The organism is Actinoplanes hulinensis (genome assembly GCF_019429605.1).
In the GTDB taxonomy this organism is placed as follows: Bacteria; Actinomycetota; Actinomycetes; order Mycobacteriales; family Micromonosporaceae; genus Actinoplanes; species Actinoplanes campanulatus.
Genome location: NZ_JAHXZI010000017.1, coordinates 39,146 through 56,764, shown reverse-complemented (window position 1 = coordinate 56,764; position 17,619 = coordinate 39,146). Strand labels below are relative to the sequence as shown.

Genomic DNA, 17,619 nt, shown 5'->3' with positions numbered 1-17,619 from the left:
GCGTGAATCCGACCCCGTCACGCGAGCGCATCTGTCTGCTCACCGGCGGCGGGTACCCGTACCGGCGGGACGCCCTCGGCGGATGGTGCCGGACCCTCGTCGAAGGGCTGCGCCGGTTCCGCTTCGAGTTGCTGACCGTCACGGACCGTGAACCACCGTCCGCGCCGGCGTACCCGCTTCCGTTCAATGTCGGCTCGGCGCGTGCCATCGCGCTCGGCCGCGACCCGGCACGTGCCGACCGGCGGCGCGGAGCCGCCGCCGACGACGCCGCCGACGCCGCCACCCTGCTCTGCCGGGGCCTGCTCGGCGACGCCGCCCCGATCGCCGCACTGTTCGGTGAGGGCCTGCGCCGCATCACCGGGCTCTGCCCGCCCACCGAGGACTCCGGCCGCGCCGGCGCCCTGTCGTCGCTGCCGCTCACCGAGGCGCTGCTCGAGGCGTGGCGGCAGCGCCAGGCCGACGCCTCGGACGGGCAGCCGCTGATGCCCCGGCTCAGCGTGCGCGACGCCCGGACCGCGGCCACCCTGATCCGGCACGCCATGCGGGCGCTGGCCGTACCGCTGCCCGAGGTGGAGCTGGTGCACTGTGTGGGCGGGACCACCCCGCTGCTCACCGCGCTGGCCGGGCGCTGGCGTACCGGAGTTCCGCTGCTGCTCACCGAGGCGCGCACCGCGGTGGTCCGGCAACGGCCCGCCGAAGAACGGCTCTCCCCCGGGGTGCGCACCCTGCTGCGCCGGTTCCGCACGTCGGTCGCCCGCACCGGGTACGCCGAGGCGGCACTGATCGCGCCGCTCTCCACCTATCACCACGGCTGGGCGCTGGAGCACGGCGCGCAGCCGGGCCGGCTCGTCCAGGTACCGGCCGGGGTCGACCCGCGGGAGTATCCGGGGGCCGCCGAACCCGCCGGGACACCGACCGTGGTGTGGGCCGGCAGCGGTGGGCCGGACAGTGGGCTGTCCTGTGTGCTGGAGGCGTTCACCGAGGTGGCCGCGGCCGTGCCGGGGGCGGTTCTGCACCTGGTCGGGATCACCGCGGCCCACGAGGAGCAGTGCGCTGAACAGATCGAGCGCACCGGGCTCGGCCGGGCCGTACGACTGCACCACCTGCCCGCCGATCCGCGCGACCGGTACACCGTCGGGCAGGTGGTGGCGCACGTTCCGGGGCCGGCGGATCCGCCGTACCGGCTGGTCGAGGCCATGATGTCCGGCCGCGCGGTGGTCGGCGTCGACCTCGGGCCGGCCGGCGAGACGCTCGGCGACACCGGTCTGCTGGTGCCGCCCGGCGATCCGTCCGAGCTGGCCATCGCCATCGTCGGGCTGCTCCGCTCCCCCGGTCGCCGCCGAGCGCTCGGGGAGGCGGCCCGGCAGCGTGCCCTCACCCATTTCACCGTCGACCGGGTGGTGCGGGTGTACGGCGCCCTCTACTCCGACCTGGCCGCGCCACCCCCGGCGCCGGCCTTCGAACTGGCACTCACCGTTCCCGCGCCCCGGATCACCACGCCGGCGACCGTGCGCTGGCTAACCCGGGAGAAGGTATGAGGATCACTCCGCCGCGCGGCACGGGCGGGACGACGACGACGCGTTCCGTACGGGTCCGCAACCGCCGTCGGCAGAACGCCGCCACCGACGCCCGGTATGTCGCCGGGAACCAGCCGGAACTGGCGCCGCCACGACGTCGCGCCGGCCGCCACGCCGCCGAACCGGAGGTGGAGACCCCCACCGGACCGGCGCTCCCGGATGTGGAGTCCCGGGCTCCGGAGTCCTGGGACCCCTGGGCCGCGGCCGAGAAGAAGCTCCCGGCCGCGAGCATCACCGACCCGTTGGAGGGTTCGGGGGTCGTGGACGGGCGGGCCTTCTGGTCCGGGGCGTCCCCGGCCGCCGGTTCCACCCAAGGATGGACCCGCACGAGCGGGACCACCTCCCAGGAGTGGGCCGGCGCCAGCGGGCACACCACGCCGGAATGGACCGACACCAGCACGGACGCCGCCCCGGGATGGGACGGCAGCAGCGGGAACGCCGCCGAGAGCTGGGCCGGGGCGCCGGAGAGCGGCTTCACCGGTGGGTGGGAGACGGCGGACGGAGCCGGCGACAACCTGACCGGCTCCTGGGTCTGGCCCGCGGGCGCACTCACCGGAACCACCGCCGCGCCCGACGCCTGGGCCACGGGCACCGGTGCGGTCGAGGGCCTGCCGGTACGGGGGTGGGAGAGCGACGGGACGCCCGCGGCTTCGGGACTCCGGGACGAGCCGGCCGGGAGTGTCTCCCTCCGTGGTGAAGCGGGCGCGCGGGACGCGTACCCGGAAAGGAGTGAGCGGGAGCTCCGGTCGGCCGGACGGCGGCGCTCGGCGCGAGTGACGCGTGCCCGGCGCGCTCCCGGCGGGTATCTGGTCGCCGCGCTCGTCCGGTGCGGCCTGTATCTCGGGCCGCTCAGCCTGGCCGTCGCCGGGGCGGAGTCGCTGGGACGGGTCGCCTGGCAGGTTCCGGCGGTGACGCTCCTGCTCGGGTGGACCGCCGCCCAGGGGCTGGCGGCCGTGGGGGTCAGCGTGGCCCGCCGGGGTGGTCCGGCCGCCGCGGCACGCATGGTGGCCTCCGGGTTCGCCGCGGTCATCGGACTCTGGTTCGCGCTCGTGTGGGTCGCGCCGGGCGTGCTGCTCGGACCGGACCGGGCACTGGCCGCCACGGTGGGACTGGGTGGGCTGATCAGCCTCGGCTGCGTCACCGCGGCGCTCGTCACCCGGGCCGAGGCCTCGGTGGCCGCCTGGTTCACGCCGTGCTGGCTGCTCGCCGCCGCGACCCTGGCCGATTCCGCCGGGCTGGACCGGATCGCCGCCGTGCCGGTGGAGACCCTGCTTCCGGCCGCGATCGTGGCGGTGACGGTGCGCGCCTTCCGCCCCGCCGTGCTCGGCCGGACCGCGCGGCCCGCCCGGCTCAGCCCGGCCGAACGGCGGCGCGGTGTCGCCTACCTGGTGATCGGGGCCGCTCAGGCGGTCAGTGTGGTGCTGCTCTGGCGGGGCGGGCCGGCCGCCATGCCGGTGCCGGCGGTGCTGCCGTTGCTGGTGGCGGTACCCGTGTTGGAGGGGCTGATCGGCTGGCACACCGCCCGGCTCGACGCGGGGCTGGACTCGGCCGAGACGCCGGAGGAGTTCGACCGCCACGTCCGCAACGTCACCGCGATCACCCTGGCCGGGCTGGTGCCGCCGCTGGCCGCCGGATGTGGGCTGCTGCTGGCCGCGTACCGGCTGCCGTACGGGCTCGCCGGAGTGCCGGGAGCCAGTGACGCGGTGCTGGCGCTGGCCGCCGGCACACTGCTCGGCGGAGTGTTCGCGGTCACCTTCCTGCTGGCGGCCCGGTCCCGGCACGGGATCGCCGCCGTCCTGGCCGCCTTCCCGCCGATCGCCGCCGCGGTGCTGGCCATGTCCGCCCCGCCGGAGGGGATGCTGCCCGCCGCCGTCGCCGTACTCGCCGCGACGCACCTCGCCGGCCTGCTCATCGTCGCCCTGACCGCTGCCGACCTTCGGAGAACGCCGTGAAGACCCTTTTTCCCCCGTACGCCCACCCGTCGCCCTACCTGGAGCTCGACGCCGACACCTGGATCGTCCGGGAACAGCCCGGCGACCGGCGGACCCTGCACCAGTCCCTGGGCCGGATCGACCTGGACTGGGGCAGCCGTTCCCTGGCCGACGTGCTCTCCGACGTGGACGCCTGGCGGGCCGATGGGGTGGAGGGGCTGTTCCTGGACCGGGCGCCGGCGGGCTCGGGCGGCGTCGGGCCGGTCGCGCTGACCGTCCGGCTGGCCGCCCGGCGCGGGCTGCACCGGGTGGTGCTGAATCCGGGGGTGCCGACCCATCCGCTCTACCGGGACCTCGGGGCGCGGATCTGCACGTTCGAGGGGCCGTGGTCGGCCTACCAGAGCTGGGACGGCGACGGGGTGCGCCCCGGCGACGGGCACATCGTCCACGGCGTGCCGGCCCCCCTGCTCACCGCCGCCCGCCGCCTGATGGGCCGCCGGGGCGCCGGTTTCGGCCTGGCCACCGACGCCGCCCCCCGCATCAGCGCCGCAACCGCCTCCCGCGGCTAGGCCCCTTTCCGCGCGCGATCTTGGACGATCGGCCACCGAATCGGGTGGGAGGACGTCCAAGATCGCGAGAGGGCGGGGTGAGGGTGAGTGGGCAGGTCAGCCCGGCGCGGGCGGCAGACGGGTGCGGGGGCAGGTGGTCGCCGGCAGGGCGGGACGGCGAAGGTGCGGTTGAGGGCGGCTTCGCGCGTACCGATCAAGGGGTTTTGCGGGGTTTCGGCTGGCAGCGCGGGCAGCTGAACGAGGACCTGTTCATGAACTGCTCACGGCGGATGATCGCGCCGCAGCGGTGACAGGGTTCGTTCTCGCGGCCGTAGGCGTTGAGGGAGCGGTCGAAGTAGCCGCTTTCGCCGTTCACGTTGACGTAGAGCTCGTCGAAGCTGGTGCCGCCGGCCACGATGGCCTCGGACAGGACGTCGCGGACGTGGCCGAGCAGGCGCTCGACCGCGGGGCGGGTGAGCTGGTCGGTGGGGCGGGCGCCGTGCAGCCTGGCGCGCCACAGGGCCTCGTCGGCGTAGATGTTGCCGATGCCGGAGATCAGGGTCTGGTCGAGGAGGGCCCGTTTCACCTCGGTGTGGCGGCCCCGGATGCGGGCCGTGAAGGCCACGTCGTCGAAGAGCGGGTCCATCGGGTCGCGGGCGATGTGGGAGATCTCGTCGGGCAGCTCGGCGCCGCCCTCGGAGACCGCCAGGCCGCCGAACGTGCGCTGATCGACGAAGCGCAGCTGGGGGCCGCCGTCGGTGAAGGTGAAGCGGATCCGCAGGTGCTTCTCGTCGGCGGCCTCGGCCGGCTGCATCAGCAGCTGGCCGCTCATGCCGAGGTGGCCGACGATCGCGTCGCCGGAGTCCAGGGGCAGCCACAGGTACTTGCCGCGGCGGGAGATGTCCAGCACGGTCCGGTCGGCGAGCACCGCCGAGAAGTGGGCGTCGCCGGGCAGATGGCGGCGGATGGCCCGGGGGTGCAGCACCTCGGCGGTGGCGATGGTGCGGCCGGTCACCCACTTGGCCAGCCCCATGCGGACGGTCTCGACCTCGGGAAGCTCGGGCACTGGCGGTGTCCTTTACAACGTGTACGGCCAGACGGTCACCAGGTAGGCGCCGTAGTAGAGACCGAACAGCGCCCAGGCGGTGATCGCCAGGACCGCGACCCGGGGGCGGGCGCGGGCGGCGGCCACGACGGCCGGCAGCAGCGTCAACAGTACGGGCAGCAGCAGACGTGGCTTGGAGTGGTAGAAACCGGCCTGCCCGTAGACGAGGATCATCGCCACCACGCCGTAGACGACCAGCGGCGGCCACGGTTTCCGCGCGAGCGCCACCCCGGCCGCGGCGAGGGCCGCCAGCAGGATGAACGCGACACTGAGCGGGATCCAGCCGTCGCCCTCCCGCAGGGTCGTCCAGAGGAATTTGCCGGTGCTCTCGCCGTAGTCGAACGAGGTGCCCCAGCCGGCCGTCTGGATCTTGAACCAGGCGTTCAGCTCGCCCACCCGGTAGGCGACCCAGCCCAGGTAGAGCGGCACCCCGGCGAGCGCGGCGCCCGCGGCGGCCAGCGGCTTCCATTTCGGCTGGTCACCGTCGCGGATCGCGAGCAGGGCGGCCACGGCGAGGCCGAGCGCGGCGGCGGCGCCGGTCGGGCGGGTCAGCGCGGTGGCCAGGCCGAGCAGGCCGGCGGCCCACCACACCCGGCGGTGCGCGGCCACGAACATGCCGGCGACCAGGGCGATGAAGAGACTCTCCGAGTACGCCATGGACAGCACCACGGACGCCGGCGCCGCGCAGCAGATCGCCACCAGCGCCCAGCCCGCCCGCTTGCTGTAGAGGCTGGTGCCGAGCAGGTACAGCCCGATGGCGGCGGCGATCGAGGCGAGCCAGGCCACGCCGAGGGCGGCCGCGCTGGGTTCGATGCCGATCGCCGCGCCGGCCCGGATGAGGATCGGGTAGACCGGGAAGAAGGCGAGCTCGTTGCCTTCCAGCTGGCCGGTGTTGCTGTAGGTGTAGCCCTCGGGGTAGCCGTCGACGGCGACCCGGAGGAACCAGCCGGCGTCCCAGACGAGGAGCCGCTCCCGGACTGATCGTGGCTGTTCGGTGGCGCCGCCCAGCCAGGCGATCATGATGAGCTGACCGACGCGGGTGAGGGCGAGGATGCCGACGGCGGCTCCTACCCCCGGCCATCCGCCCGCTTTGTCCCACAATCTTTCTGTCGTGGGTTTCTCCAGCACCGCGGTCACGGCTCGGTCTTCTCGGCCTGCTCGGTCAGGGTCCGCCAAGCGGCGGCGGCGGCCCGCTGCTCGGCCTGCTTCTTGCTGCGGCCCTCGGAGCCGCCGTACCGCTCGCCGGCCACCACCACCCAGGCCGTGAAGGTCTTGGCGTGATCCGGGCCGGAGTCCTCGATCTCGTAGTCCGGCACGCCCAGGCCGAGCGCCGCGGTCAGCTCCTGGAGGCTGGTCTTCCAGTCCAGGGCCGCGCCCCGGCCGGCCGACTCGGCCATCAGCGGGTCGAACAGGCGGTGGATCACCTCGCTGGCGATCTCCAGGCCGTGCTCCAGGTAGATCGCGCCGAGCAGGGCCTCCAGGGTATCGGCCAGGATGCTCGCCTTGTCCCGCCCGCCGGTGGTCTCCTCGCCCTTGCCGAGCAGCAGGTGCGGGCCGAGCCCGGCCGGGCCCAGGCCGCGGGCCACGTCGGCGAGCGCGTGCATGTTGACCACGCTGGCCCGCAGCTTGGCGAGCTGCCCCTCGGGCAGATCCGGGTGGTTGTGGAAGAGCGCCGACGTGATCACCACGCCGAGCACCGAGTCGCCCAGGAACTCCAGGCGCTCGTTGGTCGGGAGACCCCCGTTCTCGTACGCGTACGACCGGTGGGTCAGCGCCCGTTCCAGCAGCTCCGGTTTGAACGGGACACCGAACGCCTCCTCGAGTGGCTCGGTGGACGGACGACGGCGCTTGTCAATCATGCGATACCTCGCTGTACCTCAGCAGATCGGCGATCGCCGCGACCGAGGCGCGGCGGTGCAGGTCGGCCGCGAGCGCGATGCCCGCGGCGAGATCCGGGCCGGCGGCGGCGCCGTGGCAGACCACGACCGTGCCGGACACCCCGAGCAGCAGCGCGGCGCGGGGTGGTGGAGTCTTGTCCGGGGAGGGTGGCCGGGTCAGGGCGTACGCCGTCTCCAGGCCTTTGAGAAGCACGTTCCCGGTGAAACCGTCGGTCACCACCACGTCGGCGGCGCGGCCCAGGACGATGTCGCCGCCCTCGACCAGTCCGGCGTAGCGGGCGCCGCCGGGCAGCGGCAGATCGACGAGCAGGTTGGGCAGGGCGCGGCGCAGGCGGTCGCCCTTGCCGGGCTCGGTGCCGATGGTGAGCAGACCGACGCGGGGAGCGGGGACCTGGTGGACGACCGCGGCGTACGCGGCCCCGAGCCGGGCGTGCCAGGCGAGGGTCTCCTCGTCCGGGTCGACGCTGGAGCCGACGTCGAGCAGGACCACCCGGCCGGCCACGGTGGGCAGCACAGCGGTCAGGGCGGGGCGCCGGATGCCGGGCCAGCGGCCCAGCTCGCGGGCGGCGGCGAGAACCGTGGCCCGGGTGTCGCCGGCGGAGACCAGCGCGTCGGCGCGGCCCTGGGCGACGGCGGCCACCGCACCGCTGACGGTGTCGGTGGGTGTGATCGCGGTGGTGATCCGGCGCCGGTCGCCCGGTTTCAGGGCGGCGAGCACCGCGTCGGCGGCATCAGCCGGACCGACGAGAGTCAGGTGGAGGGACGGATCGGCCCGGCAAGCGCGCAGAGCGCCGTCAACCACGACGGCGGGAGCTTGGTCCCCGCCGAGGAGGTCGACGGCGATCCGCGCGGTGCCCGGCTCCCCGACAGTGCGCTGTCCGGGAGCCGTGGCACCGGTGGTTCGCCACCGCTCGGGCACGACCCGCCCGATGATCGGGCGAGTCACGCGCGACGTCAGACCTCGAGGACCTGACGGCCGTTGTAGGTGCCGCAGACGCCACAGGCGGCGTGCGGCAGCTTCGGCGACTTGCACTGGGAGCAGGCCGCGGTAACCACCGCGGTCGCCTTCCAGTTCGCCCGGCGCGAGCGGGTGTTGCTGCGCGACATCTTGCGCTTGGGGACGGCCACGGTTCCTACTCCTCGTTTTTTGACAGATTGCGCAAAGCGGCCCAGCGGGAGTCGACTTCCTCATGGCTGTGATCAGCCGGGAGTTCGTCGAAATGCACCCCACACTCGGGGCACAACCCTGGGCAGTCCGGCCGGCAGAGCGGATTGGCCGGCAGGGTCAGGACGATCGCGTCCCGCACCACCGGCTCCAGGTCGAGCAGATCGCCCGACATCCGGCCGACCTCGTCCTCGTCGGTGGTCTCCTCCGTGGTGCTGTCCTCGTAGGCGAACAGCTCCGCGATCGAGACCTCGAACGACTTGTCGATCTCGTTGAGGCAACGCCCGCACTCGCCGGTGAGCGAGCCGCTGACGGTGCCACTGACGTAGACCCCCTCGGAGACCGATGTCAGGGTCCCGTCGACCGTGAGATCGGAGCCCTCAGGGACCGAGATCAGCTCCAGACCGAGGTCCGCCGGGGCCGGCACCACCCGATTCAGGGCACGCGTCGCACCAGGCTGCCGGGGGAGCTTCGTCGTGTCGACGACCAGCGGCTGCCTGGGGTCCAGGTGACTCTGCGGTGACTTGGGCATCGTGATTCCTCAGCCATGGTAGGCCGACCGAAAACATTACCTGAGCTTGTAGGACGTCGTCGAATCGGGCTGCTTGCCAAACGTGGTCAGAACGGGAGCGGGCGCTCGGCGTCCTCCCCCTGGAAGTTGCCGATCTCGCGGAGCGCGTGCATCTTGTCACGGCCCCGCTCGATCGATGCCAGCGCCCGGGTCAGGAACTGCTCGAAGTTGGCCAGCGCGGTGTCGACGTAGTCGTCGACCTCCTCACGCAGACGCTGCGCCTCGGTCCGCGCCTCGGCGATGATCCGGGCGCCCTCGTGCTCGGACGAGACGGTGATCTCGTTCACCGACACGAGCCGGGCGTGTTCCGTCTCACCCTCGCTGACGATCCGGTCGGCCTCGCGGCGGCCGGCGTCGACGATCCGGTCCCGCTCGTCCAGGACAGCGGCCGCGCGGCGCAGCGCCTCGGGCAGCTCGGAACGGAGGATCTCGAGCCGGTCGATCATCTCGGCGCGGTCGAACATGAAGTTCGTCCGGGACATCGGCACGGAGCGTGCGTCCTGCACAAGGTCGATGATCTCGTCGATGCGGTCGAGCGGATCCACCGTGCCTCACTCCCGTCGTCGAACCGCCACCCAGCGTGGTGCGATCACGTTACTTCGCGCCCGCCTAATTCTGCTTCAACCGACCCACCAGGCGAGCCAGCACATTGTCCGGGAGGTACGACGAGGCGTCCCCACCCCACTTGACCACGTCTTTGACCAGGCTCGACGACAGGAACGAGTAGAGCGGGTTGGTCGGCATGAACAGGGTCTCCACACCGGAGAGCCCGATGTTCATCTGCGCCATCTGCAACTCGTAGTCGAAGTCGCTGACCGCGCGGAGGCCCTTGACGACCACGGCCGCGCCCTGGTCCCGGCAGAAGTCGACCAGCAGGCCGTGGAAGGACGCCACCCGGACGTTGCTGTACTGCGCCGTCGCCTCGCCGAGCATCTCGAGGCGCTCGTCGATGGTGAACAGGCCGGTCTTCGACTGGTTGATGAGGACTCCGATGATGACCTCGTCGAAGAGCCGGCTGGCCCGTCCGATGATGTCGAGGTGCCCGTTGGTGACCGGGTCGAAGGAGCCGGGACACACCGCTCGTCTCATGATCGGCGACCGTACCAAAGCGTGGTCTCGCCATAACGCCGGGTACGGTCGCCCGCCAGACCGTCCACCCAGCTCAACGGTCCACCCCGGGTGGACCTCTCGAAGATCACCACGGCGCCGGGCGCCAGCCAGCCGTTGGCCACCAGTTCCTCCTGGACGGTGTCGATCTCGTCGTCGCCGAGCGCGTAAGGAGGGTCGGCGAACACCACGTCGTACGGCCCCCCGGCCGGCGGGTCCCCGAGGACCTGCACGACCTTGCCGGTGATCAGCCTGGCGGCCGAACCGACCCGCAGCGCCACGATGTTGTCACGCACGACCCGGGCGGCCTTGGCGTCCGACTCGACGAGCAGCGCGTGGTCGGCGCCGCGGGACAGCGCCTCCAGGCCGACGGCGCCGGATCCGGCGTACAGGTCGGCGAACCGCGAGCCGGACAGATCGGTCATCGTCTCCAGTGCGCTGAAGAACGCCTCCCGGACCCGGTCCGATGTGGGCCTCGTGTGCGCGCCGGACGGAGCGGACAGCCGACGGCCGCCGTGCGCACCCGCGATAATCCTGGTCATCAGTGCCGACGCTACTTCACCACCTCGCGTGAGCCACCTTCGCGTGAACAATTCCCTCGTCACGGGCACGACGCGCGACGATACGGTTCCGTTCGGTAAAGCGAAGATCACAGATCCGCAACAAGCTCCTTAGCGGGCGCTGAGACGTTTCTTTGATCTCCGGGAATGGCTAGGGTCGGGCAGCCGCGGGGTTAGGCGTCGTCTCTGGACCCGGTTCCATCCACCAGCGACAGTCGGCCGCCTCCCACGCGCTCCCGAACCCCTTTCACAGGAGAAGGCGTGAACCTGTCTAAATCCCCGCTCCGCCGCGTGGCCGGTCTGGCTGCCGGCGCCGTTCTCGGCCTGGCCGGTGTCGCGGTGGCCGCCTCCCCGGCGTACGCCACCGACAGCGTCATCGGTTACTCGGCGGACTGCGACACCAAGACCGGCGACTGGGTCGTCACCTGGACCGTCACCGGCAACGCCCCCGACGGCGTCGAGAAGTTCCGCTTCAACGCCGTGAAGGCCGAAGAGGGCACCCCGGTCAAGGAGGTGGAGCTCCCCGAGTACAAGGTCGGCAACGAGTACACCTACGACACCAACAAGGCCATCACGGCGGTCCAGCGCGTCGAGGGCACCAAGACCTTCGCCCGCCTGGGCGTCGAGGTCGAGTTCGACAACGAGCACAAGGACCTCCCGCGGGAGAACACCGCGAACTTCGACGGCACCTGCGACAAGGAGAAGGAGCAGCCGCCGGTCTCGCCGTCGCCGTCCTCCCCGTCGCCGTCCCCGAGCCTGCCCGCCGAGGAGCCGGAGCTTCCGGACGACCTGCCGGGCGAGCCCGAGCCGATCTTCGAGCTCACCTGCGACACGATGACCATCGGGTTCGACAACCCGAAGGACAGCCTGCCGATCAAGCTGGGCTACGAGACCAGCAAGGGCGAGAAGCGCGAGCGCACCGTCGCCCCCGGCACCAAGGGCTCCGAGACGTTCTCCGCCAAGGAGGGCTTCTTCGTCAACCTGACGATCACGGTCACCTACGAGGGCGAGACCTACTCGGAGACCGTGAAGGTCGACTACGTCGAGCCCGCGGGCTGCGAGGACGGCAGTGAAGAGCCGGAGCTGCCGCTGACCGGCGCCGCCGCGGGTGGCATCGCCGGCGGTGCCGCCGCGCTGCTGGCCATCGGTGGTCTGCTCTTCGTCATGGCGCGTCGCCGCAAGGTGAAGTTCACCGCCTGATCAACCTGAACCACCTGCAACACCGGGGGCGCGTCGACTGTGGTCGGCGCGCCCCTTCCGTTCCCCACCCCAGGAGCAGCACTTGCGCACAACCCCTCGGGCCGTCGCTCTGGCGGCCGGACTCCTCCTCGGCCTCACCGGCCTCGTCGCCCTCGGCTCGCCCGCCACCGCGAACCCGGCCACCCCCTGTACGCCCGTCGCCGAGGCGAAGTACCAGCACACCTTCGACGGCCCGGGCGGCACCGCCACGATCGAGCTGCTCAACGGTCCGCTCTGCGGCGAGCAGTCCCTCGCCCTCGTGTCGTACACCGCCCCGTCGGCGAAGTTCGCCACCCCGCAGTACGTCCTGGACAGCTCGGTCAAGAAGTTCGGCCCCGCCGCCAAGGGTGAACTGACCGTCAGCAAACTCGACTTCAAGGTCGAGGTGCCGGAGTGCTTCACCCAGGTCGACTTCGTCTTCGGCGACAGGATCATCGACCCGCTGACCGACGACAGTGACCGTTACAACGACCGCAAGGTCGGCAGCGACCGGGGTGAGGGCTCCCGGTCCGTCCCGGTCAAGGGCACCCCCAAGCAGGCCTGGTACAACGGCGGCGCCGGCACCTGCGCCGCCGAGCCGGTCGTCGAGGCGCTGCCGGACTGCGCGGGCAACGTCCAGCTGACGCTGATCAACCGGAGCACGTTCAGCCAGCCGTTCGTGATCACCGCGGACGGTGGCTTCACCAAGAGCGAGACGGTCAAGGTCCGCCAGGAGCCGGTCGTCGTCACCGTGCCGGCCGCCAACGCGAAGAACATCGTGGTCAAGTCCCGCGGCAACGAGCTGTACCGGGGCGACTGGAGCAAGCCCGGGGACTGCCAGGTGCCCGAGGTCGGCGCGCCCGAGGCGAGCGTGGCCAGCACCTGCGACGCCCTGACCTTCACGGTGAAGAACCCGGAGAACGGCGCAGCCCTGGAGGCCGTCTTCACCCCCAGCACGGGTACGCCGCAGACCCTCGCCCTCCAGCCCGGTCAGACCAAATCGGTCGCCTTCCGCGCCTCCGCGGGCCTGAAGGTCACCGTGAGCGGCGACCTGGACGTGCTGAAGGGTGAGGTCGCCTGGGAGAAGCCGGGCGACTGCGACACCCCGCAGCCGCCGGCCGAGACCACCGCTCCGCCGGCCGAGGAGGAGACCACGCCGCCGGCCGAGCAGTCGCCGAGCGCCCCGGTCACCACCGCCTACACCTCGGTGGCCGACGGAGGCGACGACGACGGCTCGCTGCCGCTGACCGGCTCCGCCGCGGCCAGCATCGCGGGCGGCGCGTTCCTGCTGCTCGTCGTGGGTGGCGTGCTCTTCTTCCTGGCCCGCCGCCGCAAGGTCGACTTCACGGCCTGACCCATTCCGGGAAAGAACCGTCCGGGCGTGGTGGATAGTCGTGAACGGCTACCACCGCGCCCACGTTCATCCCGCCGTAGATGTGCGGGAACTGCCGTCCGTCCGGCTCCGGTGGGACACCGTCCTCCCAGACGACCGGCACGTCGAGCCGCTCCTCGTCGATCTCCAGCAGCAACAGATCCGTACGCCCGCGGAAGCGCAGCGTGGCCGGCATGTGCACCCAGTCCGCCGGGGAGCAGTGGATGAAACCCTCCGGCCCGACCGGAACGAAACCGTCGGCGGCCGCTGTGGCCCACGCGTCGCGGGGGCAGATATGAAAGATCAACCCTTCTCCAGGTACTCGGCGCGATCCTCGTCGACCAGCGCGGCGACCGAGGCCGCCAGCGCCGGGTAACGGGACAGGTCGGGGTCGTCGCCGATCAGCGCGGACGCCTCCGCCCGCGCCTCCTTGATCAGCTTCTCGTCCCGCAGCAGCGACAACAGCCGCAGGTGCGAATGCTTGCCGGACTGCGACGCGCCCAGCACGTCACCCTCCCGGCGCTGCTCCAGGTCGATCTCGGAGAGCTTGAAACCGTCCGTCGTGGAGGCCACCGCGTCCAGCCGCTCCCGGGCCGCCGAACCCTCCGCGGCCTCGCTGTGCAGCAGGCAGATGCCGGGCGCCGAACCCCGCCCCACCCGGCCGCGCAGCTGGTGCAACTGGGAGACGCCGAAGCGGTCGGCGTCCAGGATCAGCATCACGGTCGAGTTCGGCACGTCCACGCCCACCTCGATCACCGTGGTCGCCACCAGCACGTCCAGGTCACCGGCCGCGAACCGGCGCATCACCGCGTCCTTCTCGTCCGGCGGCATCTTCCCGTGCAGCATGTCGATCCGCAGACCGTGCAGGTACTGCTCGCGCAGCAGCGGCAGCACCTCGGTCACGGCCAGCGGCGGGCGGCGGGCCGGCTCCGCGTCCTTCGGCGGGGACTCCTCGTCCTCCGGGCCCTCGCCGATCCGGGGACACACCACATACGCCTGGTGGCCGGCCCGGACCTCCTCCTTGATCCGCTGCCAGGTGCGGTTCACATACGCCTGGTTGTCGCCGGGGACGACGTGCGAGGCGATCGGCGAACGGCCGCGCGGAAGCTGCGACAGGATCGAGGTCTCCAGGTCGCCGTAGACCGTCATGGCCACCGTGCGCGGGATCGGGGTGGCCGTCATCACCAGCACGTGTGGGGGCCGGGCCGCCTTGGCGCGCAGCGCGTCCCGCTGCTCCACCCCGAACCGGTGCTGCTCGTCCACCACGACCAGGCCGAGATCCTTGAAGTCGACACCCTCGTACAGCAGAGCGTGCGTGCCCACGACGATGCCGGCGCGCCCGTCCGCCACCTCGGCCAGCGCGGCACGCCGGGCCGCCGCCCCCAGCGACCCGGTGACCAGCGTCAACCGGGTGCCCTCCGGATCACCGTCCAGCTCGCCCGCCCGGCCCAGCGCGCCGAGCTGGGCGCTGATCCCACGGAAATGCTGGGTGGCCAGGACCTCGGTCGGCGCGAGCAGGGCGGCCTGCCCGCCCGCGTCCACCACCTGGAGCATCGCGCGCACCGACACCAGCGTCTTGCCCGACCCGACCTCACCCTGCAACAGGCGGTGCATCGGATGCGGCCGGGACAGGTCGGCCGCGATCTCCTCACCCACCTCACGCTGACCTTCGGTCAGCTCATAGGGCAGACCCGCGTCGAACCTCTCCAGCAACCCGGCCTCCGCGCGAGGCCGGGCGGTGCCGGGAGCCGCGGCCGCACGTGCCCGGCGTTGCACAAGCGTCAGCTGTACGGCGAAAGCCTCGTCCCACTTGAGACGGTGCTTCGCCCTGTACAGCGCCTCCTCGGAGCTCGGCCGGTGGATCTCCCGCAACGCCGTACCGATGCCGGTGAGGTTCCGTTTCACCCGCACCTCGGCCGGCATCGGGTCGGGCGGCGGCTCGAACGTGTCCAGCAGGGTCCGCACACACTTGGCGATCACCCAGGTCGGCACCGCCTGGGCCGCCGGATAGACCGGGATCAGCGCACCCGCGAACTCCTCGATCTCGGCGGCCGCGTCGTCCTGCGTGGCGTCGGCGCTGAGCAGCTGGTACGCCGGACCGTTCAGCTGGCGCTTGCCGCGGAACTCGGTCACCTTCCCGGCGAACAGCCCCCACACGCCCTTGCGCAGCTCCCGCTCCCGCCACGCCTGGTTGAAGAACGTGCAGGTCAACGTCGCACCGGAACCGTCACCGATGGTCACCTCGAGCATGTTGCCGCGGCGCTGGCGCATCGGCTTCACGTTGATCCCCTGCACCTGGGCCAACAGGGTGACCTGCTCGTCCACCTTCAAGCTGCGCAGGTCGGTGTGCTCGCCACGCTCGTCGTACCGCCGTGGGAAGTGGTAGATCAGATCACCGGCGGTGTACAGCTCCAGATGCTGCTCCAGGGCCTTGGCGGTCTTCGCACCCAGAACCTTGGTCAGCGGGGTGTCCGTGGTGGTCATTCGACTCCTGCCAGCAGGTGGTACCGGGGCTGGCCGCCGGCGTAGCACTGCAACTCGATGAACGGCCAGGTGCGGTGCACATGGCCGCGCAGATCCGCCTCCAGACCGGGCGGGGCGGCCGCCCCCAGGACCAGGGTGACCAGCTCGCCGCCCCCGCCCAGCATCCGGTCCAGCAGGCGGTGACTCACGTCGGTCAGGTCGCCGCCGATCACGTGCACCTCGCCGTCGACCAGGCCCAGCAGGTCACCCGCCCGGCACGGGCCGGCCACCGTGAGAGCGTCCCGCTGGGCGGTGCAGACCTCGCCGTACCGGCAGGCGCCGGCCGCCTCGGCCATCGCGATCACATCATCGGCGAACAGGCGCTGCTCGTCCCGCACGGCCAGCGCGGCCAGCGCCTGCACCGGCGAACGGGTGGGCACCACGCTGACCCGGATGCCGGCGGCCTCCGCCTCCCGCGCGGCCGAGACGGCGACCGCCTGCGTGTTGGCGTCGTTGGGCAACAGCACCACCGAACCGGCGCCGGTCTTGTGCACGGCCGCCAGCAACTCGGCGGTCGACGGATTACGGTCCACGACGGTGGCGCCCTCCCCCACGAAGAGAGCGGTCAGCCCGTCCCCCGCGGCGACCACCACGGCGGCCCGCCGCTCCGGGCCGGGGCGGTGGCCCACCAGCGGCGTCACCCGGATCCGGAACGGGCGGCCCGCCTCGATACCCGCCTCGATCGCCGGGCCGACGTCGGTCACGTGAACGTGCACGTTCCACGTCGGGGGGTCGCCGTCGCCGGTGCCCACTACGACGAGGGAGTCACCCAGGCCGTCCAGGGTGCCCCGCAGCCGGGTGACGGCCTCCTCGGTCGCCTCCAGCAGGTACTGCACCTCGAACCCGTAACCGGCGCACTCGTCCTCGTGCCCCGCCGGATGGCTGAGGTCCGCCCGGTCCTCACCCCTCCAGACCGCCTGCCCCTCGCCGACCCGGCCCGGGGTTGCCCGGTCCGCCGGCTGGCCGGAAATCGGCAGCACAGTGGTTGCCGCCGGGCCGCCGATCGGGGTGATCGGCGTGGTGCCGGCGGCCGGATCGGCGTCCGCCGGGCCGCCGCTTCCGGAGCCGGGCACCGCTGGGCCGCCGGCGGCCATCGGCTGCGTGCCGCTGCGCGCGGACGCCAGAGGCATCTCGCCGTCAGGCACCACCGCGGGCCTGTCACCGTCAGGCACCACCGCGGGCCTGCCACCGTCAGGCACCACCGCGGGCCTGCCACCGTCAGGCACCACCGTGGGCCTGCCACCGTCAGGCACCACCGGGGGCCTGCCACCGTCAGGCACCGCCGGGGGCCTGTCACCGTCAGGCACCGCCGGGGGCCTGCCACCGTCAGGCACCACCGTGGGCCTGCCACCGTCGGGCGCCGCCGGGGGCGTTTCGCCGGCGACCACCTCGACCAGGGCATCGAGCAGCAGGCAGAGGCCGCGCCCGCCGGCGTCGACCACGCCCGCCCGGGCGAGCACCGGTAGCTGCTGCGGGGTGCGATCGAGCGCCTCGGCGGCGGCCCGCGCGGCCGCCTTCGCCACCGTGGCCAGGTCGTCGGACCTGGTCCGCCCGGCGCCCTCGGCCGCGGCGGCCACCACCGACAGCACGGTGCCCTCGACCGGACGGGCCACCGCCGCGTAGGCGGCATCCGTCGCAGTCCGCAAGGCGCGGGCCAGCTCACCGCCGCGCACCGCGACGGCGGCCGCGAAGGCGTCGGCCATGCCGCGGAGGATCTGCGAGACGATGACGCCGGAGTTTCCCCGGGCGCCGAGCAGGGCGCCACGCGCCATCCGGCGCATCAGCCGGGCCACCGCGGTCATGCCCTCCGGCCCCGGCTCCGGCTCCAGCGGACCGGCCACCGCCTCGTGCGCGGCCGTCAGGGTGAGGACGAGGTTGGTGCCGGTGTCGCCGTCGGGCACCGGGTAGACGTTCAGATCGTCGATCTCACGCTGATGCGCCCGAAGTGCCTCCAGCCCACCATTGCACCAGCGGCGTACCGCGGCGGCATCGAGGGTCTCCAGCACGCGAAAATCGTACTTGCGACCTCCGACAAACGCCGGGC

17 protein-coding genes are annotated in these 17,619 nt (G+C 72.5%); 5 read left to right on the top strand and 12 right to left on the bottom strand.

Annotated elements, in window-relative coordinates; translation table 11 throughout:
- The first annotated feature begins 2 nt into the window (after nucleotides 1-2).
- Genes KZ829_RS29500 through KZ829_RS29490 form a run of 3 tightly spaced genes read left to right on the top strand, consistent with a single transcriptional unit; the run spans nucleotide 3 to nucleotide 4,077 of the window.
- Nucleotides 3-1,538 (top strand): DUF3492 domain-containing protein, encoded by a 1,536-nt coding sequence (locus KZ829_RS29500; protein WP_220147169.1) that lies wholly within the window; start codon nucleotides 3-5, stop codon nucleotides 1,536-1,538.
- On the top strand, nucleotides 1,535-3,529 hold the full coding sequence (locus KZ829_RS43380) for a hypothetical protein (protein ID WP_246636480.1): 1,995 nt from the start codon (nucleotides 1,535-1,537) through the stop codon (nucleotides 3,527-3,529). The genes KZ829_RS29500 and KZ829_RS43380 overlap by 4 nt, the downstream gene beginning before the upstream one ends.
- On the top strand, nucleotides 3,526-4,077 hold the full coding sequence (locus KZ829_RS29490) for a spherulation-specific family 4 protein (RefSeq protein WP_220147168.1): 552 nt from the start codon (nucleotides 3,526-3,528) through the stop codon (nucleotides 4,075-4,077). The genes KZ829_RS43380 and KZ829_RS29490 overlap by 4 nt, the downstream gene beginning before the upstream one ends.
- A 193-nt stretch (nucleotides 4,078-4,270) precedes the next feature.
- Here the strand turns inward: KZ829_RS29490 and mutM are convergent, their stop codons facing one another.
- From mutM to rsmD, 9 genes are all read right to left on the bottom strand, one after another.
- Nucleotides 4,271-5,122 carry a bifunctional DNA-formamidopyrimidine glycosylase/DNA-(apurinic or apyrimidinic site) lyase gene (gene mutM / locus KZ829_RS29485; protein WP_183216555.1) on the bottom strand — a complete coding sequence of 284 codons (852 nt, stop codon included), beginning with the start codon at nucleotides 5,120-5,122 and terminating at the stop codon, nucleotides 4,271-4,273.
- Between the two features lie 12 nt (nucleotides 5,123-5,134).
- Complete coding sequence (locus KZ829_RS29480; protein WP_220147167.1) at nucleotides 5,135-6,298, bottom strand: mannosyltransferase family protein; 1,164 nt, start codon at nucleotides 6,296-6,298, stop codon at nucleotides 5,135-5,137.
- Nucleotides 6,295-7,020, bottom strand: a complete 726-nt coding sequence (rnc, locus tag KZ829_RS29475) for a ribonuclease III (RefSeq protein ID WP_183216560.1) — start codon at nucleotides 7,018-7,020, stop codon at nucleotides 6,295-6,297. Before rnc ends, KZ829_RS29480 begins: the two co-directional genes overlap by 4 nt.
- Nucleotides 7,013-7,978 (bottom strand): phosphate acyltransferase PlsX, encoded by a 966-nt coding sequence (locus KZ829_RS29470; protein WP_308285722.1) that lies wholly within the window; start codon nucleotides 7,976-7,978, stop codon nucleotides 7,013-7,015. The genes rnc and KZ829_RS29470 overlap by 8 nt, the downstream gene beginning before the upstream one ends.
- Nucleotides 7,979-8,013: 35 nt before the next feature.
- Nucleotides 8,014-8,187, bottom strand: a complete 174-nt coding sequence (gene rpmF / locus KZ829_RS29465; RefSeq protein WP_043527495.1) for a 50S ribosomal protein L32 — start codon at nucleotides 8,185-8,187, stop codon at nucleotides 8,014-8,016.
- A 5-nt stretch (nucleotides 8,188-8,192) separates the two neighbouring features.
- On the bottom strand, nucleotides 8,193-8,756 hold the full coding sequence (locus KZ829_RS29460; protein WP_220147165.1) for a YceD family protein: 564 nt from the start codon (nucleotides 8,754-8,756) through the stop codon (nucleotides 8,193-8,195).
- An 86-nt stretch (nucleotides 8,757-8,842) separates the two neighbouring features.
- Entirely contained in the window at nucleotides 8,843-9,340 is a 498-nt protein-coding gene (locus KZ829_RS29455; protein ID WP_183216565.1) for an ATP synthase subunit B family protein, read from the bottom strand.
- 64 nt (nucleotides 9,341-9,404) lie between these two features.
- Nucleotides 9,405-9,884 (bottom strand): pantetheine-phosphate adenylyltransferase, encoded by a 480-nt coding sequence (coaD, locus tag KZ829_RS29450; protein ID WP_188119493.1) that lies wholly within the window; start codon nucleotides 9,882-9,884, stop codon nucleotides 9,405-9,407.
- Nucleotides 9,881-10,444 carry a 16S rRNA (guanine(966)-N(2))-methyltransferase RsmD gene (gene rsmD, locus KZ829_RS29445; protein ID WP_220147164.1) on the bottom strand — a complete coding sequence of 188 codons (564 nt, stop codon included), beginning with the start codon at nucleotides 10,442-10,444 and terminating at the stop codon, nucleotides 9,881-9,883. Before rsmD ends, coaD begins: the two co-directional genes overlap by 4 nt.
- A gap of 279 nt (nucleotides 10,445-10,723) precedes the next feature.
- On the opposite strand from rsmD, the gene KZ829_RS29440 reads away from it, so the two are divergent.
- Both KZ829_RS29440 and KZ829_RS29435 read left to right on the top strand, forming a co-directional pair.
- Complete coding sequence (locus KZ829_RS29440; protein ID WP_220147163.1) at nucleotides 10,724-11,662, top strand: LPXTG cell wall anchor domain-containing protein; 939 nt, start codon at nucleotides 10,724-10,726, stop codon at nucleotides 11,660-11,662.
- An 82-nt stretch (nucleotides 11,663-11,744) separates the two neighbouring features.
- Nucleotides 11,745-13,034: an LPXTG cell wall anchor domain-containing protein gene (locus tag KZ829_RS29435; RefSeq protein ID WP_220147162.1), complete on the top strand. Its 1,290-nt coding sequence runs from the start codon at nucleotides 11,745-11,747 to the stop codon at nucleotides 13,032-13,034.
- Here the strand turns inward: KZ829_RS29435 and KZ829_RS29430 are convergent.
- The 3 genes from KZ829_RS29430 to KZ829_RS43375 are packed head-to-tail and all read right to left on the bottom strand — an operon-like array spanning nucleotide 13,024 to nucleotide 17,581.
- Nucleotides 13,024-13,359, bottom strand: a complete 336-nt coding sequence (locus tag KZ829_RS29430; protein ID WP_220147161.1) for a DUF952 domain-containing protein — start codon at nucleotides 13,357-13,359, stop codon at nucleotides 13,024-13,026. The genes KZ829_RS29435 and KZ829_RS29430 overlap by 11 nt on opposite strands.
- Nucleotides 13,356-15,536 carry an ATP-dependent DNA helicase RecG gene (gene recG, locus KZ829_RS29425; protein ID WP_220147160.1) on the bottom strand — a complete coding sequence of 727 codons (2,181 nt, stop codon included), beginning with the start codon at nucleotides 15,534-15,536 and terminating at the stop codon, nucleotides 13,356-13,358. Before recG ends, KZ829_RS29430 begins: the two co-directional genes overlap by 4 nt.
- The gene (locus KZ829_RS43375) at nucleotides 15,533-17,581 is read right to left on the bottom strand and encodes a DAK2 domain-containing protein (protein ID WP_308285712.1); all 2,049 of its coding nucleotides are present in this window, start codon (nucleotides 17,579-17,581) and stop codon (nucleotides 15,533-15,535) included. The genes recG and KZ829_RS43375 overlap by 4 nt, the downstream gene beginning before the upstream one ends.
- Nucleotides 17,582-17,619: the final 38 nt, after the last annotated feature.